The sequence below is a fragment of the Marinobacter sp. genome (genome assembly GCF_046484525.1).
Classification (GTDB): domain Bacteria; phylum Pseudomonadota; class Gammaproteobacteria; order Pseudomonadales; family Oleiphilaceae; genus Marinobacter.
On the sequence record NZ_JAWOIS010000030.1, the window covers coordinates 125417 to 146518 of the forward strand.

23 protein-coding genes are annotated in these 21102 nt (G+C 61.0%); 13 read left to right on the plus strand and 10 right to left on the minus strand.

Annotated elements, in window-relative coordinates; all coding sequences use genetic code 11:
* Nucleotides 1-35 precede the first annotated feature (35 nt).
* Complete coding sequence (gene dacB / locus R6W86_RS07195; RefSeq protein WP_410328691.1) at nucleotides 36-1607, minus strand: D-alanyl-D-alanine carboxypeptidase/D-alanyl-D-alanine-endopeptidase; 1572 nt, start codon at nucleotides 1605-1607, stop codon at nucleotides 36-38.
* Between the two features lie 314 nt (nucleotides 1608-1921).
* Here dacB and R6W86_RS07200 point away from each other — a divergent pair, with 314 nt between their 5' ends.
* Genes R6W86_RS07200 through R6W86_RS07215 form a run of 4 tightly spaced genes read left to right on the plus strand, consistent with a single transcriptional unit; the run spans nucleotide 1922 to nucleotide 4878 of the window.
* Nucleotides 1922-2398 (plus strand): hypothetical protein, encoded by a 477-nt coding sequence (locus R6W86_RS07200; protein ID WP_410328692.1) that lies wholly within the window; start codon nucleotides 1922-1924, stop codon nucleotides 2396-2398.
* A 35-nt stretch (nucleotides 2399-2433) separates the two neighbouring features.
* Nucleotides 2434-3204: a glutathione S-transferase N-terminal domain-containing protein gene (locus R6W86_RS07205; protein ID WP_410328693.1), complete on the plus strand. Its 771-nt coding sequence runs from the start codon at nucleotides 2434-2436 to the stop codon at nucleotides 3202-3204.
* A gap of 37 nt (nucleotides 3205-3241) precedes the next feature.
* Entirely contained in the window at nucleotides 3242-4174 is a 933-nt protein-coding gene (locus R6W86_RS07210) for an aldo/keto reductase (protein ID WP_410328694.1), read from the plus strand.
* Nucleotides 4171-4878 carry a hypothetical protein gene (locus R6W86_RS07215; protein ID WP_410328695.1) on the plus strand — a complete coding sequence of 236 codons (708 nt, stop codon included), beginning with the start codon at nucleotides 4171-4173 and terminating at the stop codon, nucleotides 4876-4878. The genes R6W86_RS07210 and R6W86_RS07215 overlap by 4 nt, the downstream gene beginning before the upstream one ends.
* Here R6W86_RS07215 and dkgB read toward each other — a convergent pair.
* A complete protein-coding gene (dkgB, locus tag R6W86_RS07220) occupies nucleotides 4808-5617 on the minus strand; it encodes a 2,5-didehydrogluconate reductase DkgB (protein WP_410328696.1) in 810 nt (269 codons plus the stop codon). The two genes, R6W86_RS07215 and dkgB, sit on opposite strands and share 71 nt — an antisense overlap.
* A 124-nt stretch (nucleotides 5618-5741) precedes the next feature.
* On the opposite strand from dkgB, the gene R6W86_RS07225 reads away from it, so the two are divergent.
* Nucleotides 5742-6155, plus strand: a complete 414-nt coding sequence (locus R6W86_RS07225; RefSeq protein WP_410328697.1) for a GFA family protein — start codon at nucleotides 5742-5744, stop codon at nucleotides 6153-6155.
* A gap of 3 nt (nucleotides 6156-6158) precedes the next feature.
* On the opposite strand, the gene R6W86_RS07230 is transcribed toward R6W86_RS07225, so the two are convergent.
* Nucleotides 6159-7241 carry a PQQ-dependent sugar dehydrogenase gene (locus R6W86_RS07230; RefSeq protein ID WP_410328714.1) on the minus strand — a complete coding sequence of 361 codons (1083 nt, stop codon included), beginning with the start codon at nucleotides 7239-7241 and terminating at the stop codon, nucleotides 6159-6161.
* A 262-nt stretch (nucleotides 7242-7503) separates the two neighbouring features.
* Between R6W86_RS07230 and R6W86_RS07235 the strand changes: the two genes are divergently transcribed.
* Entirely contained in the window at nucleotides 7504-7923 is a 420-nt protein-coding gene (locus R6W86_RS07235) for a TonB-dependent receptor domain-containing protein (protein ID WP_410328698.1), read from the plus strand.
* On the opposite strand, the gene R6W86_RS07240 is transcribed toward R6W86_RS07235, so the two are convergent.
* From R6W86_RS07240 to R6W86_RS07270, 7 genes are all read right to left on the minus strand, one after another.
* Nucleotides 7917-8423, minus strand: a complete 507-nt coding sequence (locus R6W86_RS07240; protein ID WP_410328699.1) for a (2Fe-2S)-binding protein — start codon at nucleotides 8421-8423, stop codon at nucleotides 7917-7919. The genes R6W86_RS07235 and R6W86_RS07240 overlap by 7 nt on opposite strands.
* Nucleotides 8362-8628: a hypothetical protein gene (locus R6W86_RS07245; RefSeq protein ID WP_410328700.1), complete on the minus strand. Its 267-nt coding sequence runs from the start codon at nucleotides 8626-8628 to the stop codon at nucleotides 8362-8364. The genes R6W86_RS07240 and R6W86_RS07245 overlap by 62 nt, the downstream gene beginning before the upstream one ends.
* Nucleotides 8615-10645, minus strand: coding sequence for a Fe(3+)-hydroxamate ABC transporter permease FhuB (gene fhuB / locus R6W86_RS07250; RefSeq protein ID WP_410328701.1), 2031 nt, complete (start codon nucleotides 10643-10645; stop codon nucleotides 8615-8617). Before fhuB ends, R6W86_RS07245 begins: the two co-directional genes overlap by 14 nt.
* Complete coding sequence (locus R6W86_RS07255) at nucleotides 10635-11567, minus strand: iron-siderophore ABC transporter substrate-binding protein (RefSeq protein WP_410328702.1); 933 nt, start codon at nucleotides 11565-11567, stop codon at nucleotides 10635-10637. Before R6W86_RS07255 ends, fhuB begins: the two co-directional genes overlap by 11 nt.
* On the minus strand, nucleotides 11557-12330 hold the full coding sequence (locus R6W86_RS07260; RefSeq protein WP_410328703.1) for an ABC transporter ATP-binding protein: 774 nt from the start codon (nucleotides 12328-12330) through the stop codon (nucleotides 11557-11559). The genes R6W86_RS07255 and R6W86_RS07260 overlap by 11 nt, the downstream gene beginning before the upstream one ends.
* Before the next feature lie 77 nt (nucleotides 12331-12407).
* The gene (locus R6W86_RS07265) at nucleotides 12408-14198 is read right to left on the minus strand and encodes an ABC transporter ATP-binding protein (protein ID WP_410328704.1); all 1791 of its coding nucleotides are present in this window, start codon (nucleotides 14196-14198) and stop codon (nucleotides 12408-12410) included.
* A gap of 85 nt (nucleotides 14199-14283) precedes the next feature.
* Nucleotides 14284-14736, minus strand: a complete 453-nt coding sequence (locus R6W86_RS07270; RefSeq protein ID WP_410328705.1) for a YaiI/YqxD family protein — start codon at nucleotides 14734-14736, stop codon at nucleotides 14284-14286.
* Nucleotides 14737-15021: 285 nt separating this feature from the next.
* On the opposite strand from R6W86_RS07270, the gene R6W86_RS07275 reads away from it, so the two are divergent.
* From R6W86_RS07275 to R6W86_RS07305, 7 genes are all read left to right on the plus strand, one after another.
* Nucleotides 15022-15591 (plus strand): histidine phosphatase family protein, encoded by a 570-nt coding sequence (locus tag R6W86_RS07275; protein ID WP_410328706.1) that lies wholly within the window; start codon nucleotides 15022-15024, stop codon nucleotides 15589-15591.
* Nucleotides 15592-15652: 61 nt separating this feature from the next.
* Nucleotides 15653-15991 carry a zinc ribbon domain-containing protein YjdM gene (locus tag R6W86_RS07280; RefSeq protein WP_239038747.1) on the plus strand — a complete coding sequence of 113 codons (339 nt, stop codon included), beginning with the start codon at nucleotides 15653-15655 and terminating at the stop codon, nucleotides 15989-15991.
* Between the two features lie 39 nt (nucleotides 15992-16030).
* The gene (locus tag R6W86_RS07285; protein ID WP_410328707.1) at nucleotides 16031-16549 is read left to right on the plus strand and encodes a phosphate-starvation-inducible PsiE family protein; all 519 of its coding nucleotides are present in this window, start codon (nucleotides 16031-16033) and stop codon (nucleotides 16547-16549) included.
* A gap of 77 nt (nucleotides 16550-16626) precedes the next feature.
* Nucleotides 16627-17709 (plus strand): pyruvate dehydrogenase (acetyl-transferring) E1 component subunit alpha, encoded by a 1083-nt coding sequence (gene pdhA, locus R6W86_RS07290; RefSeq protein WP_410328708.1) that lies wholly within the window; start codon nucleotides 16627-16629, stop codon nucleotides 17707-17709.
* Nucleotides 17706-18698, plus strand: a complete 993-nt coding sequence (locus R6W86_RS07295) for an alpha-ketoacid dehydrogenase subunit beta (protein WP_410328709.1) — start codon at nucleotides 17706-17708, stop codon at nucleotides 18696-18698. Before pdhA ends, R6W86_RS07295 begins: the two co-directional genes overlap by 4 nt.
* A gap of 170 nt (nucleotides 18699-18868) precedes the next feature.
* Nucleotides 18869-19990, plus strand: coding sequence for a dihydrolipoamide acetyltransferase family protein (locus R6W86_RS07300; protein ID WP_410328710.1), 1122 nt, complete (start codon nucleotides 18869-18871; stop codon nucleotides 19988-19990).
* A 106-nt stretch (nucleotides 19991-20096) separates the two neighbouring features.
* The gene (locus tag R6W86_RS07305; protein WP_410328711.1) at nucleotides 20097-20600 is read left to right on the plus strand and encodes a copper chaperone PCu(A)C; all 504 of its coding nucleotides are present in this window, start codon (nucleotides 20097-20099) and stop codon (nucleotides 20598-20600) included.
* The last annotated feature ends 502 nt before the right edge of the window (nucleotides 20601-21102 follow it).

Consider the following 21102-nt stretch of genomic DNA (forward strand, 5'->3'; position numbering starts at 1 on the left):
AAGTAAAATGCCCCGGCTTCGGCCGGGGCATTTGTTTATTGAATTGTTGTATTCGATGACTCCGCGCTAGCCCGCGAAATCGCCGTCCCTGTCGGCGGCCGGTAATGCAGAGAATAAAGCACCCGATCCAGCACCGATTTGCCATTCCACGCCGGGTCGTTGTTCACGATACCCACCACCGCCCAGGTAGTGTTGTTCTCGTCCCTGGTAAAGCCGGCGATCGAGCGAACATGCTCCAGGTATCCGGTCTTGATCCGTCCTGTACCCTCCATACCGGCTTTCTTCAGGCGGCGGGCCATGGTTCCGTCCATGGCGGTGATCGGCATGGAAGCCATCAGGTCGGAGGCGAACGGACTGTTCCAGGCATGATGGAGGATCTGCACGCCCTGGCGTGCGGAAATGCGGCCATGACGGGTGAGGCCGGCACCGTTGTCGATCACCATGCCAGCGGTATTGATGCCTTTGCTCTCAAGCCATTCGTAGATCACGCGGATACCGGCAACACGGTCATCCTCTTCATCCTCTTTCCGATTCTCGGCACCGATGGAGAGTAGCATCTGGCGAGCCATGACGTTGCTGCTCCACTTGTTGATGTCCCGAACCATGGTGACCAGGTCCGGGGAGGTGGTTCTCATCACCAGCCGGGCATCCTCGGGCGTGTTTCCTGTCATGCTGGCGCCGCTGATGGTTACGCCGGCCTCCTTGAGTACCGAACGAATCAGGGAAGCAGTGTACTGCTCGTGGGGTAGCAGGGACATGTAGGTGGTGGTCCGGCAGCCCTGTGGCAGTTCGCCGGTCACACGCACGGTGACCTGCATGTTGTCGTCGAATACCGGCTCCCAGTTGAAGCCATGACGGCTGGGGCAGGGGCCTTCGGGTACGGCTGTCACCCGGTTGTCGATCCGGACATCGCCCAGGTCCGGGGTCGTCCAGGCCTGGGTCCCACGCTCGTCGGCCCGGACCTGGAAGTGCAGCAGATTCAGGTTCGTCAGGTAGGCGGAAGGCTCCACCAGGAACGGCCGGTATGGATTGTCGCCGTTGTCCTCGAATTTCGGGAAGCCGTCATCTACGCGGAAATAGCTGCCATCCAGAACCAGGTGGCCATCAATACTGGTCACGCCCATCTGCCTGAGTTCACGCAAGGTGGACCAGAGGCGCTCGAGAGTGAGTTTAGGGTCACCCCCGAACCGGACGTACAGGTTGCCCTTGAGCGTATCGCCGACCATCTGCCCATCGGTCAGGAAGTCGGTATTCCAGTGGTGAGTCGGGCCGAGAATTTCCAGGGCCGCGTAGGTGGTAACCAGCTTCATGATGGAGCCCGGGCTCATCAGTTCGTCAGCGTTCACATACTGCTCAATGCCCGGGCCGTTCAGGGGGACCGCCGCAACGCTCAGGCCTTCCTTGTTGTTCAGTGCCTCGAACGCGTAATCCCGGACTTCCGTGCTCCAGAGCCGGGTAGGGGAGTCTTCGCTGCCTGGTGGCGCCGCTGCAGCCAATGGCGCCCCCGTAGCCATGACCGCGGCAATTCCCGCAGACAAAATGAACCGACGACCGGACCTCCTCAGTCCTGCCTGCCTGACGCTGCGTCGCATGACCCTGTTCTTCATGACGTCCATCCGTTGAGTTCTTATGATTAAACAATAGCCGATCCTGGCAGGATGTACTATGCAGAGAAGCTCTACATGACGTTAAAAATTGCCAGTAGAGACGTTGTTTATATTGAATTTTTGTGACGCTATGTAAGGGCCCTTTGTAATCAGTGGGTTAGCCGTAAAAAAATCAGTCTTTCGGATGTCAATGACTTTGTGTGCGTTTTTTGCCGCAGGTTTCACGGCATTTCAGTCATGGAATTTCAGACTCAATCCGCGTTTCCTAGTCCGGTGACGCAATCACGACAACGAGACAAGAACAGGAGAGCGCCATGATTGGTATACCAATCGGGTTGATCACAGCCAATGCCGTTGAGTGGGTATTCCACAAACACGTTCTGCACAATCTGGGGCGTAACCGGAACAGTTTCTGGGCGTTCCACTGGCATGATCATCACCGCCATGTCCGCACGAACGGTTTCCTGGACGAGGACTACCGGCACCCGCCCCTGACCTGGAATGCCCAGACCAAGGAAGTCGCGGCCCTGGTCGCGGGAGCCGCTGCGGTGACCCCCCTGCTGCCGGTGGCTCCGTTCTTTGTCGGCACGCTTTATTACAGTGCCTGGAACTATTACCGGGTGCACAAGAAATCCCATCTGGATCCGCAGTGGGCCCGGGAGCATCTGCCGTGGCACTATGACCACCACATGGGACCCAATCCCAACGCCAACTGGTGTGTGACCAAACCCTGGCTTGACCACATCATGGGGACACGGGAGCCAATGGCAAACCGGGAGGCGCCCGCATAATGGGCACTCCAACATCCCGAAACCAAGGACAAACCATGCTGAACGCGTTAAAGCATAACGTGAATGTGCTCGAATCCGTGGCAACCTCCAGCTTTACGGCCTGGCGGGGTTGCCTGGTGGTGAAGGCGGCGGAGCAGCCGGAACAACCGATCATCCTTTATGACATGGAAGGCTGCCCCTATTGCCGGCGGGTGCGGGAGGCTTTTACAGCCTTGAACCTGGACGTTGAGATTCGCCCATGCCCCAAGGGCGGTCGGGTTTACCGGGCCGAAGCAGAAGCGATTGGTGGCAAGCAGCTATTTCCGCTTCTGGTGGATGAAAATACCGGCCAGGTGATGTACGAATCCGGAGATATCATAGAGTATCTGTTCCGTCAGTACGGGGGCCGCCCGGTTCCGGGCTACTATAAGGCCAGAGTCTGGCAGCCGGTGTTTGGTTCTTTGGGCTCGGTTGCCAGCGAAATGCGGGGGCTGCGGGCAACGCCGGGCAAGCGTCCCGGGCAGGTGCTTCATCTGTGGAGCTTCGAGGGTAGTCCGTTTTCGCGGCTGGTCCGGGAAAAGCTGTGTGAACTGGAGATTCCATACACGCTCCACAATCTCGGCAAGGAACACTGGACCGAAATCGGGCCCGCGAAGCAGCGCATCAAACTCGGGGAATACAAGCCTTTACCCGGAGGTAAGCGGGATGCCTTCTTCCGGCAGCACGGGCGGGTTCAGGTCCCTTACCTGCAAGATCCCAACACCGGGACGTCCATGTTCGAATCGGCGCGTATATTGAAGTATCTGGAGGAACAATACGGCGGTTGAGGCTGTCATTTAAGGCGGATTCCAAGGGAGGGCCACCATGCTGGAGCTATCAAGGCGACGATTCCTGATCGGTGTCGGGCTGAGTGGCCTGGTTGTGGCTTCCCCCAGACTGCTGGTTGCCGCCCCGTCCTCCGGCGAACAAGCCTTCCATGTCCGGCCGATTCCCTCTACCGGGGAATCGGTCCCCGCCATCGGCATGGGGACCTGGATTACCTTCAACGTGGGAAGTGACCAGTACCTTATTGATCAGCGCACCCGGGTACTCGAAACCTTCCTTGCGCGAAACGGCACTGTCATTGACTGTTCTCCCATGTATGGCAGCGCAGCCGACGTCATCGGTGCCGGGCTGGACAGGCTCGGAGCCCACGACCGCATCTTTGCAGCAACCAAGATCTGGACCAGTGATGGCTCGGAGACCCGGGAGCAGGCCGCCACGTCCGAGCGGCGATGGGGCATCGAACGCTTCGACCTGCTGCAGGTCCACAACCTGCTGGCCTGGCAGGAACACCTGGCGACCCTGAAAGTGATGAAGGCCGAAGGCAGGGTCCGTTACATCGGCATTACCACCTCCCACGGCCGCCGGCATCGCGAGCTGGCGCGCGTCATGGAAGCCGAACCCCTGGATTTCGTTCAACTGACCTACAACGTTCTGGATCGGGAAGCCGAGCAACGGCTGCTGCCCCTGGCCCGGGAACGGGGCATTGCGGTGATCGTGAATCGGCCGTTCCAGGGCGGTTCCCTGTTCCGCCGGTTCCAGTCAGAGCCTCTGCCGCCATGGGCGGGGGAGGGAGGCATTGGCAACTGGGCCGAGTTCTTCCTCAAGTTCATCATTTCCCACCCCGCCGTCACCTGCGCCATTCCGGCCACGACCCGGGTGGAACATATGCAGGAGAACATGGGGGCGATGTACGGCCAGCTGCCTGACGCCAGCCAGCGCAGGATGATGGCGGATTACGTGAGGCAGCTGTGAACGGAGCGACGTGGCTGAGCTATTCCTTACAGGACTTCGTGATGTTCGGCCCGGAGGTATTCCTGAGATTGTTTGCGCGGATCAACCAGGACCTCTGGCCCTGGCTACTGGTGTGGCCGCTTGCCGGCCTGCTGCTGCCCTGGTTCGGCCTACAGGCCGCCGAGTTGCCGAGGCGGTTGGCGATGGCTCTGGCAGGGCTGGCGTGGATCGGCTGCGGCTACCTGTTCCTGGTGCGCTATTACGGCCCGGTGAACTTGCCGGCCACCGGGTTCGGCTGGGCCTTTGTGGTCCAGGGGCTGTTATTGCTGCTTTTGAAGGGGAGGGCACTTCCCGGACCGATGGCGTGGCCGGTGGCTGTTTGCTGGTGGCTGGCGGTACTCCTGTTGCCCTGGCTGTCGGTACTGGAAATGCCCGATTTGTGGGCTCTCGCCCTGTTCGGACTTGCGCCCGGGGTGACCGTTGCCGCCTCGGTGCTGCTGTTTGCCCGGCAACCGTCGCCGCTACGGTGGTTGCTGTTGGTGCTGCCCCTGGCTTGGAGCCTGTTCAGTGCGGCCACTTACTGGGCCCTGGGTACCTTCTGGTTGCTGGGCTTTCCGGCGGCCACGCTGGTGCTGCTGGTTGTCGCGCTCAGGGTCAATCCCAGTCCGGTGCAAAACCCGGGTTCGCAATTCGTTCGCCCCGGTCCACGGCGTCAATCGCCCTGATTTCATTCTCGGTCAGTTGAATATCGAGGGCATCCAGGTTGGCCTTCTGATGGGATGGCCGGGTAGAGGAGGGGATCGGAACCACGCCCCGTGAGGCCACCCAGGCAATGGCAATCTGAGCCGGTGTGGCGTTCCGTTCGCTGGCAATGCGCTGCAGCGTTTCATCCTCCATGACCTTGCCCACCGCCAGGGGCATGTAGCCGGTCACCGTAATGCCCAGTGTCCGTGCGTGTTCCACTACTTTGCGGTTGGCCAGGAACGGGTGGACTTCCACCTGGTTGGTGAGGATGGCGGAGTCGCCAAGGATTTTCTTCGCCTGATCCATCTGGGCACAGGTGAAATTGGAGATCCCGATATGCTCGGTCAGGCCCTCGCGCTGGGCATCCCGGAGCGCGCCCAGGTACTCCTCCATCGGCACCTCATCGCCCGGGGAAGGCCAGTGGATGAGAGTCAGGTCCACGTGGTCGGTTTTCAGGCGAGCCAGGCTGTCATGGAGGCTGTTGATCAGGTCGCTGGCCCGCAGTTTGTCGTGCCAGATCTTGGTGGTCAGGAAGATATCGCGGCGGGGAATGCCACTTGAGGTGATGCCGTCGCCCACTTCCGCCTCATTTTCATACATCTGAGCGGTGTCGATGTGGCGGTAGCCCAGCGACAGGGCGCTCTTCACCGCCTCCCGGGCATCATTACCCTTCAGGCGAAAAGTGCCCATACCGATCTTCGGAAGTGTGGTAAACGACATGATAGCTGTCCTCCTGTTCCGTTTCTTTATCAACCGAGATGATGTCGCCAGGGTGGTTCTTCAAGTGGCCCGCCGGTATTATCCCGCCGGAGATTCCAACAAGTCCGAAGCGCGAGAGTGATTCATGTATACCGGCCAGTGCCTGTGTGGCGACATCACCTTTGAATATGACGGCCCCCTCGGCCCGATTTCCCTGTGCCATTGCAGCCAGTGTCGGCGCGCCCATGGCAGTGCCTTCTCGGCCAGCGCGCCGGTGCAGGCGGTGAGGGTCCGGATTCTCTCCGGTGAAAACCGGTTGACCGAATACGAGTCCAGTCCCGGCAAGTACCGCGCCTTCTGCAGCCGTTGTGGCAGCCAGCTATACAGCCGGGTGGATGCCATCCCCGGTATCCTTCGCCTGCGGGTGGGCGTGATCAACGAAGCCCTGGGCAAAGGCCCGGCCCAGCACGTCTATGTTGGCTCGAAATCCGACTGGTTCACTATTACTGACGATATTCCCCAGTACGAAAAAACCGACAGGACCAACGACCCTCACTGAGGGTCAGCTCACAGGAACGGTTCGGTAAACCTTGCCCTTCGGTGAGTCGGTCAACAGCCAGAGAGTGCCGTCCGGGCCCATGCGAACATCCCGGATGCGCTCGCCAAGATCCGTCAGCAAATCTTCCTCCTCGGTGACGTCTCCATCCCTGATCTCCAGGCGCACCAGCTTGCGCATTTTCAGTGCCCCCACGAACAGGTCACCCTGCCACTCCGGAAACAGGTCACCGGTATAGAACGCCATGCCCGAGGGTGCAATCGATGGATCCCAGTAATGCAGGGGCTGTGCCATGCCTTCCTTCTTGGTGTGCATGGTGATTGGCAGGCCCGAGTAATCAATGCCATAGGTGATCTCGGGCCAGCCATAGTTGGTTCCGGCGGACAGGATGTTGATCTCGTCACCACCCCGGGGGCCATGTTCGTGGGTCCAGATCTCGCCGGTGTCCGGATGAATGGTCATTCCCTGGATATTGCGGTTGCCGTAGGTGAAAAACGTATCCTCGGCACCGGCCCGGTCCACGAACGGATTGCCCGGAACCGGCTCGCCATCAATCGTGACCCGGTGTACGCCACCGGCGTCGTCACCAAGATCCTGGGCCCGATCCATTTCGCCCCGATCGCCGACGGAAATGTACAAGTTGCCATCCCGATCAAACTCCATACGCCCCGCGAAGTGGCGGGAAGTATTGGAGCGGGGCAGGGCCTCAAAAATGACCTCCACATCTTTCAACTCGGTGTCTTCCAGCCTTGCCCGGGCAGCCCGGGTGGTCATGCCTTCGCGGGTGCGGTGGGCATAACTCAGGAACAGGGTCTGATTGCTCTCGAATTCCGGATGTAACAGCACATCCAGCAGCCCGCCCTGGCCGGAAACCACCAGGTCCGGAACACCTGAGACTGGTTCCGGCACAAGTTTGTCATCGCGGATGATCCGGAGTCGTCCGGCCCGCTCCGTCACCAGTTTGTCGCCGTTTGGCAGAAACGCCAGGCTCCAGGGATGCTCCAGCCCTTCGGCAACGATCTCCAGCCGGAAATCCGCCTCATCCGATATGAATGTCAGCTCGGCAAGGGTTGATACCGAAAACAACATCAACCCGCTGGTCACAGCCAGTTGTTTGCTGGTGAACATGGGAACCTCCGGCCTGTGGGGCATTCGGTCTGGAAACTCGGAAGCAACAGCCTCTTCAGCATAGCAGGTGACCCGCTCCACTGCCCTGAACGGGCGTTCTGGAATATAGGGTGCGAAGCCAGCGTTGGATCACCGTGATTTGAGGGTTCAAATGAGAAGGATTCGCATTAATGTGTGCGGCGAATAATGACCAAACAGCAAAAACCCACTCACGGAGAAAACGATGTTCCGACTTCCCGAGCCGGCATTCCGCCGCAAGGCCCTGGTATCCGCCATGATGTGCGCCACTTTCCCCGCACTGGCGGTGGCCCAGGAGAACAATCCTGCCACCCTTCAGGTGCTGGGTGTTGACGGTCTCGAACTGGGCAGTCAGATCCGCTGGCAGTCCGAGATCAGTCAGGAGCAGGGCGTGGCCACCACCGGCCCGAACGCCGGCACGACCATCGTGACCGAGCAGGATGCCTATGCCGTGTTGGACCTGATGGCCAGGTACGACTTTGCCCGGAACTGGAACGCCACCCTGAACGTAAATAATGTCACCGACGAGAAGTACATCGAGAGTCTGAAGAAATTCGGCACCTCGGCCCAGGGCTTCTACGGCGAGCCGGCTAACGCCAGCCTGACCGTTTCCTGGGTCTACTGATCCGCAGTGAATGGCGGGGAGTCGTTCCCCGCCATTCTCTCCTTGCGGTATACCCCACAAGTACCGCAGTAACCGCCCTCCGGTAACAGGTATTTCAGGCAACAGCCCTTACGCTGAGGGATGGCCGTTTTCTGCTCTGCAAACACCACCGGAATCCAGTCGATGAACCGATTGGCGTCATTCCGGAATGCTTCCAGCCATTGCTGCGCCAGATCACATACCGAGGCGGGATCCGCCAGGTTCCACACCGCCGAGAAAGGCGCGCCCAGGCCCAGGCCGATACTGCTCCAGTAGGCGCCGGGACTCACTCCCAATTGTTTTCTGAACACCGGATACCAGGCTTCTGTTTGCTCTGCCATACCGTGCTGGAAGGCCTGTTCGCTTGCCATTGGCCGGCCCGGAACCTGGAACCACCGAGAGGCAGTCTGACCTGCCTCCTCAACCGGCGCCAGGAAAATGCGGGCGGGATCGGCAACGGGCGCCTTTACGATCCTCGGCATCGGGGTAATCCCGACCGATCTGGTGCACGAGCAACTCGGGCTGAGCGAGGCAACGGGCCAGGGAAAACAGCCCCAGGCGTTCTCGTGCCGGGGCTTGCAGAGACTGCGCGAGGATAGCCTCACGGTTGAGGCCGGAGGCTTGCAGGAGCCGGCCATAACGATCGACCCAGCCCTTGCCGCCTATTGCGGAATCAGGCCCGGCCATGTCGGCTGAGCCCCCAGAGGAAATAGATGCCGCCCACCAGGGCCGCAAGCAGGCCGGCGGGCAATTGGTTGGGATACACGACAATGCGGGACAGATAATCCGCCACACCGAGCAGCACGCCACCGACCAGCGCGGCGGCGATCAGCTGCCGGCCCACGGTCTGCTGGCCCAGCACCCGGGCCAGATGCGGGGCGACCAGGCCGACAAAGCTGAGCGGACCGATTACCACAGTGGCGGCCGCCGTCAGCAGTGCCGCCAGGAACAGCAGTATCAGGCGGGCTCGGGCCACCGGAAGACCCAGCGATGAGGCAGACTGCTCACCCAGCGGCAAAATGGTCAGGGGCCGGACGACTGTGGCCAGAGCCCCGCAAATGACCAGAATGAACACCAGCAGTCCGATGGCTTCCCCTTCGGAAACCAGCCAGGTGTAGCCATACATCCAGTTCAGCAACTTGGAGGCCTCGGTCCCGCCGGAGGCCATCACCAGACGAAGTCCGGCATCCATGAACACATACAGGGCAAGGCCGCCCAGCAGTAACTGGTTGCCGGCAAAGCGGTGTCGCCGCGCCAGCAGAATCAGCAGGCCCAGCGCCCCGGCGGCGCCGGCGGTGGCTGCCACCAGTTGCCCCGCGCGTCCCGCTTCAATGCCCGAGAGTACAATCACCACCATCACCAGGGCGGCACCTCCGCTGATACCCAGCATTTCCGGGCTGCCCATCGGGTTGCCGGTCATACGCTGGATCAGGGTGCCGGCCAGGCCGAGGGCGATTCCCGCCAGGACCGCAGCAAGCATCCGCGGGCCGCGCCAGACCCAGGATTCATCCCATTGGGCGACGCCGGTCCAGCGCCAGCCTTCGAGGCCCGGTGACCAGCCCATGGAAATAACGACCGTAATCAGCAGAAGCACGGTGAGCACTGCCGAAACCAGCAGGATCGGGCGGCGTTTGGGCAGGAAGTCGGCCGGGCTGGAGGTCTGCCCCGGCATGTGATGGGAATTCCGGAAACCCTGCAGGGCCAGCAGGATGATCGGCCCGCCAATCAGGGCCGTGGTGGTGCCGGTGGGAATCAGGGAGCCGTCGCCCCAGGTGGAGGCCCAATGGGCCAGGGTGTCTGCCAGTAACAGCATGCCACCACCGAGCAGGGTGCTCCACAAAATGCGCCCGCCGAGGGTGCGGGCGCCCAGCAGCCGGGCCAGCACCGGTGCGGCCAGCCCAACAAAGGCAATCACGCCAACCCGGCTCACTACCGTCGCACTCAGCAGAACCACAAGGAACAAAGCCAGGGCCCGTACCCACGCGACTTTGGCACCCAGGGAGCTGGCCGAGGTCTCACCCAGTTGCAGCAACTGCAGTGGACGCATCAACAGGAGCATGAGGGCTGTCAGGATCAGGACCCTGGGCCAGAGATCCGTGAGCGGTTGCCAGTTGTTCTGGACCAGGGAACCGGCGCCCCAGATGAACAGGTTACCCAGCCACTCGCCCTTGAGCAGCAGGAATGCCATGTTGGTGGCGCCAAGAAAGAAGGTGATGACAAGCCCGGCGAGGATCACCGTGACCGGGGAAAAGCCCAGTCGCCAGGTCAGGGCGATGACCATGGCAATGGCCAGCAGGCCGCCGGCAATGGCAGGCAGGTCCGGACTGAACGCGAGCAGGCCCGGGAAGAACAGCGACGCGACGGTGACACCGAACTGGCTGCCGGCGGCAACGCCGAGCGTGGTTGGTGAGGCCAGTGGATTGCCGAGGATCTGCTGGGTCACGGCACCCGCAAGCCCCAGCGCTGCGCCGACCACGACTGCCATGGCCACCCTCGGTGCCCAGCTGAAGTGCGCCAGCACCGACGCGTAGATATCCGGGTTGAAGGTCCAGAAAGCGCTCAGCAAGGCCATCGGGTCCAGTTGCTGCATCCAGGGCAGGGCGCTGGCCAGCAGGGCGGTCAGCCAGAGGATGGCTGCGGCCATCGGCAAACGGGCGGGAAGCACCGGGCGCTGTGCCGGGAGGGTGGCGGTATTACTGTACATTATCCGAACCTCCTGCCAGCAGACTGTCGGTAATCTGGGTGGCCAGCCGCTTGACCGGGTAGATGCCGCCGAAAGGCCAGGTGGCTTCCACCTGGTACACCTGGTCCCGTTGCACCGCTGGCAGGTAGGTCCAGAACGGGCTGTCGGCAAGGGTATCGGCCAGCCCCGGTGGTGTCGGGGAGATCACCACAAGCCGGGCTTCCGGAAACGGCGCAATCGCTTCCAGACCGACCACGGAAAACCCCCAGAAATTCCCCGGGTGGGGCCAGGCGTTGGTCAGTCCGAGGGCCCGGAGCGCGGTCTGGTAAAGTCCGTTCGGGGCGTAGATGCGCGCATGTCGGGCGTCGAGGAAGTTCACCAGCGCTACCGGTTGCTCTGTAATACCGGCTTCGGCAAGTCGCTCCCGCTGGTTGGCGAGGGTCTGTTCGACATCCTCCACCACCGCCTTTGCCTGAGCTTCCCGACCCAGCATCTCGCCGAGGGTGATCAGCATGTCCCGGGCTTTGGTGTAGGGTTGCGAGCCCTCCTTGTACACACTGACCACGTAGGTGGGGGCCAGTCGTTCAAGCAGGTCGGCAGCGGGGGCCATTTCGGCGCTGGTCACGATCAGGTCAGGCTTCAGTTCGGCAATGGCCTCCAGGCTGGGTGCCACCCGGGTGCCGACATTGCGCACACCGCTTTCCGGCAGCGCTGGCTCCCTGACCCAGTGGCTGTATCCTGCCAGATCGGCCACCCCCACCGGGGTGACGCTGAGCAGCAGCAACGCCTCGGTCGCGGCCCAGTTGAGGGCAACGATGCGCTCGGGGACCTTGTCGAGGGTGGGTGTTCCGTTCTCATGCTTCCAGGTGCCTGCTGTGGCGGGCGTGGCAAGAGTTGTGAACAGGAGAAAGAGGCCAGTCAGCCCTGTGGTTCTAATGCACATAGGAAACCCATTGCCCCGGTGCCCGCTCCATGACCCCCATGGATACGCCATAAATGGTTTCCAGGATGCCGGAATCCATGATGTCATCGGGACGGCCATCGGCCACCAACCGCCCGGCCTTGATGGCCACCAGGCGGTCACAGAAGCGGGCAGCCAGGTCCACGTCATGCAATACCACAATCACCGTCAGCTCCCGTTGCTCCGCCAGGCGGTGCACCAGGCGCAAGGTTTCCACCTGGTGTTTCACATCCAGTGCGGAAATGGGTTCGTCCAGGAGCAGGCAACGGGTCTGCTGGGCCAGCAGCATGGCAATCCAGGCCCGCAGGCGCTCGCCACCGGAGAGGGTATCCACGGAGCGATGGGTGAACGGTTCAAGTCCGGTGTCTGCAATGGCCTGGTCGATCAGCTGGTGGTCTTCCCGGTTGTAGCGGCCGAGCGGGCCCCGCCATGGGTAACGGCCGAGGGCATCCAGTTCGCGCACCGTCAATCCGTCCGTACCCGGTGGATGCTGGGGCAGGTAACCGACAGTACGGGCAAATTCCCGTGCGCCGGTGTTGCGAAAGGACTGACCGAGCAGGCTGACGTTGCCCTCCGAGGGACCCTGGTGCCGGGCCAGCACCTTGAGCAGTGTCGATTTGCCAGAACCGTTGTGGCCCAGCAGGGCGGTGACTTCCCCCTCCTGAAAACCGATGTTGATATTGCGAAGAATAGGGGCATCACCGATACGGACACCCAGGCTGGATACTTCGAAGAACGCCGACATGCAGACTCCCTTGTACTGAGAGCCTGCAGGCCAATCGAAATACGGAATACTATCAATAATGATGTTAATGCGAGAATTCACCCCTGCCCGGTCTGCACGCGCCATTGCGCCTGATAGGCACCATCCTTCGACAGCAGGGTTTCGTGGGTGCCCTGTTCGACCACCCGGCCGTTCTCGATCACGGCAATGGTGTCCGCATCCACGATGGTGGACAGGCGGTGGGCAATCATGATTACCGTGCGATTGTGGCCGATCCGGCGCAGGGAGCGCTGGATGGCGGCTTCGGTTTCGTTGTCCACCGCGCTGGTGGCTTCGTCAAGCACCAGGATCGGCGGGTTCTTCAACAAGGCTCGGGCCAGGGAGAGGCGCTGGCGCTGGCCGCCGGACAGCCGAACGCCTCGCTCGCCGACCGGTGTACCCAGGCGTTCCGGCAGGGCCTCGATAAAGGACCACGCTTCGGCCGTCTTCGCGGCCTCGATGATTTCCTCGTCGGTGGCATCGGGCTTGCCATAGGCCAGATTCTCGCGGATGGAGCCCTCGAACAGGTACACATCCTGGCTGACCAGGCCGATGGCCTCGCGCAGGGACTTGAGGTTGATGTCCCGGATCGGTTGGCCATCAATGCGGATCTCGCCGTGGCTCGGGTCGTAGAAGCGGAGCAACAGCTTGATCAGAGTGGACTTGCCGGAACCGGTGGCGCCCACCAGAGCCAGGGTGTTGCCGGCCGGAACGTGCAGGCTGATGTCCCGGATGCCGGCGCCGCTGGAGGGGTAGTGGAAGCTGAGGTTCCGGAATTCCACCTCACCCTTTACCGGCTGGGCCAGGTCTTTGCCGCCTTCGTCCAGAACGTGGACCGGTTCGGCCAGCAGGTTCAGAATCCGCCGGGTACTGGCCATGGCCCGTTCGAACAGGTCGATGACTTCCGCCAGGCCGGTCAGCGGCCAGAGCAGGCGTTGGGTCAGGAACACCAGCACGCCGTAGGCGCCCACGTTCAGGGTGCCTTCCAGGGCCATCATGCCGCCGACGGTAAAGGTGGCCAGGAAGCCGGCGAGAATCGCCATGCGGATGACCGGAATGAACGCGGAACTGATGCGGATGGCCCTGCGGTTGGCTTCTACATAGGCCTCACTGCTCGCCTTGAGCCGCTCAGCCTCCCGTTGCTCGGCGGTGAAGCTCTTGATGGTGGCGATGCCGCCGAGGTTGTTGGCCAGACGGCTGGAGAGATCACCCACTTTTTCACGGACGTCGGCATACAGGGGGCCGGCCTTGCGCTGGAAGTAGAAGGCGCCCCAGATGATCAGCGGAATCGGGGTGAAAGCCAGAAGGGCCACAGTGGGCGAAATCACGAAGAACACCGCACCGACGGCCACCACGGTAACCAGGACCTGGATCATGGCGTTGGCGCCGCCATCGAGAAAACGTTCCAGCTGGTTGACGTCGTCGTTCATGGTGGCCACCAGCTGACCGGAGCTGCGCGCCTCGAAGAAGCTCATGTCCAGACGCTGGGCATGCTCGTAGGCGTCCTGGCGAAGGTCCGACTGCAGACGCTGGGCCAGGTTGCGCCAGAGGATCTGGAACAGATACTCGAACAGGGATTCCCCCGCCCAGATGAAGAAGGTCAATACCGCGAGGATGGTGATCTGTTCCCGGGCGGTCTCGAAGCCGAGCCCCGCGACGAAGCTCTGCTCCTGGTTCACCACCACGTCGATGGCGACACCAATCAGGATCTCCGGGGCGATGTCGAAGAGTTTGTTGATGATGGAGCAGGTGGTGGCGGCAATGATCCGGCGGCGGTAGCCCCGGGCATACCTCAGGAGTCGGGCGAGGGCGGCGAAGCTGCTGGTGTTGGTGTGACTGCTGCTGGACATTTTCGCTTTCTCCCAGATGGTTGGCCCGGTTTGGATTGGGCAGGGAGGTTAGCGGAAATGTCGGGCAATTAAAATAGAATCATTATCATCTTCTGGCGTTGCGCTGGAGCCAGCGGTCGAGCTGGTCGGCAAACTCCTTGCGGTCGGTCTGGCTGAAAGGCGCGGGGCCTCCGGTGACCTGGCCGGCGCTGCGCATTTCTTCCATGAAATTGCGCATGGCGAGGCGCTGGCGGATATTTTCTTTGGTGAAGGCCTGGCCCCGGGGGTTGAAGACGTCGGCCCCTTTTTCGATGGCTTCGGCGGCCAGGGGAATGTCCTGGGTGATGACGAGGTCGCCTTTGGTCATTTGGTCCATGATTTCGTTGTCGGCGACGTCGAAGCCGTGGGGGACCTGGCGGCGGCTGATCCAGGAGCTCGGCGGCAGGCTGATGGCGTGGTTGGCGATGAAGGTGGTCTGGATTTGCCAGCGGGTGGCGGCGCGGCAGAGGATTTCCCGGATGGGGACGGGGCAGGCGTCGGCGTCGACCCAGATCGGCATTTCGTTTTTCCTTTTTCCTTCGGCTTTAAATTTTACTTTGTAGTTTAACCGGTCTGGTGTTGACCCCGTTAATTGTTATCCGCGTATTTCTATTACGGGACTTCACTCTGGTGCAGGCGGATTCTGTCAGCACTTTCCAAAAACCGCTACGAGCACGTCCATGTGCGCTTGTTTCAGGCCATCCCTGGCCTTCAACATTTTTGGAAAGTGCTGACAGAATCCGCTTTGCTACTCATGGAGACAACTCCGCGGCTATAGGGGGAAATAAATGTGACTATCCCAGGGATGCTTATAAGAATAATTCTGTTCAGTTTTACTTTGCTCTCAACACTCAACGCTTCAGCCAGTGACAACAACGCCGAAGCCTGGCAAGCCCTGCAAGACGGCCGGGCTGTTTTGATTCTCCGCCACGCGCTCGCCCCCGGCACAGGCGACCCCGGCAATTTTGATCTGAACGACTGCAGCACCCAGAGGAACCTGAACGAGGCAGGCCGGGAGCAGGCGCGGGCGTGGAAGCCGTTTTTGGCGGAGCACGGGATTGAGGAGGCGCGGGTGTTTACCAGTCAGTGGTGTCGGAGTCGGGATACGGCTATGGAGATGGACGTGGGGGAGGTGACGGAGTGGCCGTCGCTGAATTCGTTTTTCCAGGGCCGGGGCGATGGGCCTACCCAGACTCGGCAGACGATTGCGTTGGTGAATGAGCTGGAGCCGGGGTTGCCGGTGGTGATGGTGTCGCATCAGGTGAATATCACGCGGTTGGCTGGCATCTATCCTTCGTCGAATGAGGGAGTGATTCTGGCGTTGCCGTTGTCGGGGGATCCGACGGTGCTGGCGCAGGTGACGCCGGGGCGTTAGGGAACCGGGGGTTGGGGTTTCTGGTATAATCCGATTCTCATTCAATTAACAGGAAATGATAATGTCCCAGCTTCCCCCTTGCCCCCAGTGTGGTTCCGAGTTCACTTATGAAGATGGTGTTCAGTTGGTTTGTCCCGAGTGTGGGCATGAGTGGTCGGAGGCCGAACAGGCCGATGCCGAGGCCGGCAAGGTGGTTCGTGATGCCAATGGCAATGAACTCCAGGACGGTGATACGGTCACTGTCATCAAGGATCTGAAGGTCAAGGGCTCAAGTTCGGTGGTGAAGGTTGGCACCAAGGTGAAGAACATTCGCCTGGTGGAAGGTGATCACGATATCGATTGCAAGATCGACGGCATTGGTGCTATGAAATTGAAGTCGGAGTTCGTCAAGAAAGCCTGACGGTTTTGTCCGTTACCGGGAGCTTCATGGAGAGAGCAGATGGTTGAGAAGGACCAGGAAGGGGTTTCACAGCCTGAGGTCCCGCCTCACAAGAAGCACGAGCTGCACCAGGAGCTTCCGGTGGATTTTCCGGATCCGTTCTTTCGTGGTCTGCACCGGGTTATCCGCTTTGCCATCCGGGTGTTGGCGGTTCTCATGGTGGCGGTGATTCTCTGGGGCGTGGGTGATGTGATCTACATAATCTACGATCGTCTTATCACGCCGCCTTTCCTGCTTCTGAATATTAACGATATTTTCTACACTTTCGGCGCCTTCATGGCGGTGCTGATTGCGGTGGAAATCTTCATCAACATCCGGCTGTATCTGGGCACGAATGTGTTCCCGGTTCAGTTGGTGGTTGCGACGGCGTTGATGGCGATCGCCCGGAAGGTGATCGTTCTCGATTTTGAAACCCTTACTCCCATGTATCTGATTGGTATCGCGGCAACCACGCTGGCGCTGGGATTGACCTACTGGCTGCTCCGGCAGGGTAACCAGTACCAGGAGTGGGATGACTGACACCCCGGATTGATCAATTGCCTCCTCTCGTCTAAACCTTAAACAGAGCTCCGTCGGGCCGGGGTAAGGAGTACGGGATGAGACAACGCCATGAATTTCATGTGGATAGCACCCGCTATCTGGATGACCGCGGCAAGCCACTGGATGACTTGCCCGCCTTGGCCGGGGACACCGAGCGTGTCCTGGCCGCCTATCGCAATATGGTGCTGACTCGCACCTTCGATTCCAAAGTCATCGCGCTGCAACGCACTGGCAAGTGCGGTACCTACGCTTCTGTGCTGGGGCATGAGGTGATTGGAACCGCCATTGGCCAGAGCATGGCCAAAACCGATGTGTTTGTACCCTATTACCGGGATCAGGCGGTGCATACGCTCCGTGGCGTGAGCCTGAGGGAAATGCTGCTGTACTGGGGCGGAGACGAGCGGGGCAGTGCGAACTGGGAGAATTGCCCGGAAGACCTGCCCATTGCGGTTCCCATTGCGACCCAGTGCTGCCACGCGGTCGGGGTGGCCTCGGCGATCCGGATCCGGGGCGAGGAGCGGGCAGTGGTCTGCTGCGTGGGTGACGGCGGCACCTCCAAGGGGGATTTCCTGGAGAGCATCAACCTGGCCGGTGCCTGGCATTTGCCGGTGGTGTTTGTGGCCATCAACAACCAGTGGGCGATTTCCACCCCCCGCAGCCTGCAGACCGGGGCCGAGACCATCGCCCAGAAGGCTATCAGTGCCGGTTTGCCGGGGCATGCGGTGGACGGGAACGACTATTTTGCTGCCTCGGAGGTTCTGGATACTGCCCTGGAGCGGGCCCGTGGCGGGAAGGGGGCGACCCTGATCGAGGCGGTGACCTACCGGCTCGGGGACCACACCACCGCCGACGACGCTACCCGGTACCGCACCGCCGAGGACCTCAAGCGGGCTTGGGAGAAGGATGGCGTCAAGCGCCTTCAGAATTGGCTGCATGATAACGGCCACTGGGATGCGGAGAAGGAAAAGGCGCTGCAAACCGAGAGCAAGAAAAGGGTGGAGACGGCGGTCGAAGAATACCTGGCCGTGGAAGCAGAGCCGCCCACCGCCATGGTGGACTACCTGTTCGAAACCCTCCCACCGGCCCTTCAGGCCCAGCGTGAACGGATTGCCGCCAGGTACCGGGGAGGTGAGTCATGAGCAAGGGCGAGCTGCGTGACGTGACCCTGGTGGAGGCGGTCAACATGGCCCTGCATTGGGAAATGGCGCACGACGAGACCGTAGTGGTGCTGGGTGAGGACATCGCCACTAACGGTGGGGTATTCCGGGCCACCGTGGGTCTTAAGGAAAAATTCGGGTTCAAGCGGGTGATGGATACCCCTCTGGCGGAAAACCTGATTGCCGGAACGTCCGTGGGTATGGCCACCCAGGGCCTGAAACCGGTGGCCGAGTTCCAGTTCATGGGCTTCATCTACGCCGGCATGGAGCAGATCGTCAGCCATGCCGCCCGTATGCGTAACCGCACCCGGGGCCGGTTGCATTGCCCCATCGTATACCGGGCGCCTTTCGGCGGCGGTATCCACGCCCCAGAGCACCATTCCGAAAGCACCGAGGCGCTGTTTGCCCACATCCCGGGCCTGCGGGTGGTAATCCCTAGCTCGCCGAAGCGAGCATATGGATTGCTGCTGGCGGCCATCCGTAACCCGGATCCGGTGATCTTCCTGGAACCCAAGCGCCTCTACCGGGCGGTGACCCAGAGCGTCGAGAACAACGGCGAGGCGCTGCCGCTGGACACCTGTTTCACCTTGCGCGAGGGCAATGACGTGACTCTCATCACCTGGGGCCCCTGCGTCATGGAGACCCTCCAGGCCGCCGATAAGCTGGCACACCAGGGCGTAACCTGCGAAGTCATCGACGTGGCCACTATCAGCCCCCTGGACCGGGAAACCCTGCTCTGCTCCGTCGCCAAAACCGGCCGTGCCGTCATCATCCACGAAGCCTGCCGCAACGGCGGCGTAAGCGCCGAAATCGCCGCCTCCTTGGCCGAAGGCGCCTTCCTGGACCTCCAGGCCCCGGTGGTGCGGGTAACCGGCTACGACACCATCATGCCCTATTACCGCAACGAGGATGCCTACTTGCCCAAGGTGGAGGATATCGTAGAAGCCGTAGAACAAGTCATCGCCCTATAACCGACTGACTCCGGGGCCTCCCGCACCCCCGGGGTCTGACCCCAAAGGGGTCAGACCCCACCTTCACGCCCCAAAGGGGCGGAAAAGTCTCCAAAATTCGCGGCCCGGCACCGGGGTCTGACCCCAAGGGGTCAGACCCCACCTTCACACCAAAAACCAGGGGAGTAAAAATGAAAAACTTCAAACTTCCAGATTTAGGCGAAGGCCTCCCCGAAGCCGAAATCGTCGAATGGCACGTCAAAGTCGGCGACACCGTCGAGGAAGACCAGACCCTGGTCAGCGTCGAAACCGCCAAAGCCATCGTCGAAGTCCCATCCCCCGAGGCCGGCACCATCGCCAAACTTTTCGGCGAGCCGGGCGATATCATCCACACCGGCGAACCGTTGCTCGCCTTCGAAGGCGAGGGCAGCGACAGCGGCACCGTGGTCGGCGAACTCAAAACCTCCGGCAAGGAAGACAAGGGCAAGGCCGGCCAGGACCAATTCATCATCGGTGCCGCCGCCTCCAGTAAACGAGCCCGTGCCAACCGGGCCACACCCGGAGTGCGGGCGCTGGCGGAACGGTTAGGCGTAAACCTCGAGCAGATCAAGGGCAGCGGCCCCGGTGGCCTGATCACCAACGACGACGTCCACCGCCAGGCCAGCCATCAGAAAAAACTGGGCGATGCCGAACCTCTCCGGGGCACCCGCCGTACCATGGCCAAGAACATGGTGCTGTCCCACGCCCAGGTCGTACCCGTTTCCATCTTCGAGGATGTAGATATCGGCGCCTGGAAGAAAGGCACCGACATCACCATGCGCCTGGTCCAGGCCATCGGTGCCGCCTGTGAAGCCTGCCCCGAACTCAACTGCTGGTTCGATGGCGACAACCTTACGCGCCGATTGCTGGAGGAAGTCCACGTGGGCATTGCCGTGGACACCCCCGATGGCCTGTTCGTGCCCGTGCTCCGGGATATTACGCATCGCAGCCTGAAAGACCTGAGAAAGGGCCTGGAGAACCTGAGGGAGGCGGTCTCTACCCGCAAGATTCCACCCAAGGAAATGCAGGGCGCAACCATCACCCTCTCCAACTTCGGCACCATGACCGGGCAGTACGCCAACCCGGTTATCATTCCGCCGCAGGTGGCCATCATCGGATCCGGCAGCATCCGGGACAAAGTGGTGCCCGTCGATGGCAAACCGGCTGTTCGTCCGGTATTGCCGCTGTCCCTGACCTTTGATCACCGTGCTGCCACCGGCGGCGAGGCCTCCCGCTTCCTCGGGGCCATGATCGAGGCGCTCTCCAGGCCCTGATCCGGTTGGCGGCCGCGACTATTCGCCGCACCTTGCTACTTGGCACCGGTGCCAGACCTTTCTATGCTGGCGGCATTCCGTATTCCTTCAGAAAGGACGTTTATCCATGAAAAAATGCCTGAGCATCCTGCTTCTCAGCATGGCAGTACTGGCCCCGAACGTTTTTGCCCACGACTACCAGAACGGCAACGTGGGAATCGACCACCCCTGGAGCCGTCCGACACCCCCAGGCACCCCCATGGGTGTGGGCTACCTGGGCATCACCAACATGGGTGAGAGCGACATCACCCTGACCGGTGCCGAAACCCCCCGCGCGGCCCGGATATCCATTCATGAAACCAGCATGAAAGACGGCGTGATGCGGATGCAGCCGGTCAAAGGCGGCCTGTTGATCCCCGCCGGCGAAACCGTCGAGCTCAAACCCCACAGCTATCACCTGATGCTGGAGAAACTGACCAAGCCCCTGGCCGAGGGCGATAGCATTCCTGTGAAACTGGATTTTGAGGGTGCCGATGCCATGGACATCGAGCTCACTGTGGAGCCCCTGGGCGGTGGCATGAAGATGGAAAAACAGGAGATGGATCACTCCGGCCACCAGATGGGCAATTGATCGAAGCTCGCCCCACGCTCTAATCCCTTCACCCTGAATCCATCGAACCCGTCAGACCGGAGTTTTGCGAACGAGGGCGCATAACTCCGCCACCTCCTCTTCAGTGCCCTGATTTTCTGGGATTTTTCCGTTCGAAGACCGGAACTATACGCCCGCAATGCGCCAGTGCCGGGTAGCTACCGTTCGCAAAACTCCCTTAGCGGTATGTAGGGTGCAGTTTTTAAGCTTATGAACTATAGTGATTTTTTGTCGAGTTCGTGACTGGGCGGAAGGAATTATACGAATGCGTGATAGGCGCCCGGAGTTATACGAACGCGTTCGTATAATAAGCTGTTAGCTGGTAGTGCCTCGGGTCCTTTTGGGTGGCTGGTTGCCACTTGGCCTTGGCCGCAAATGGGTAGCAAAATCGTCGAGCTAGGTGGTTCGCCAAGGCCGTCAGAATCCCTCGTCAGTTTGGTAGCTCAGTCGGTCAGAGGTGGTGGTAATAAGTTGGGTGTTCACC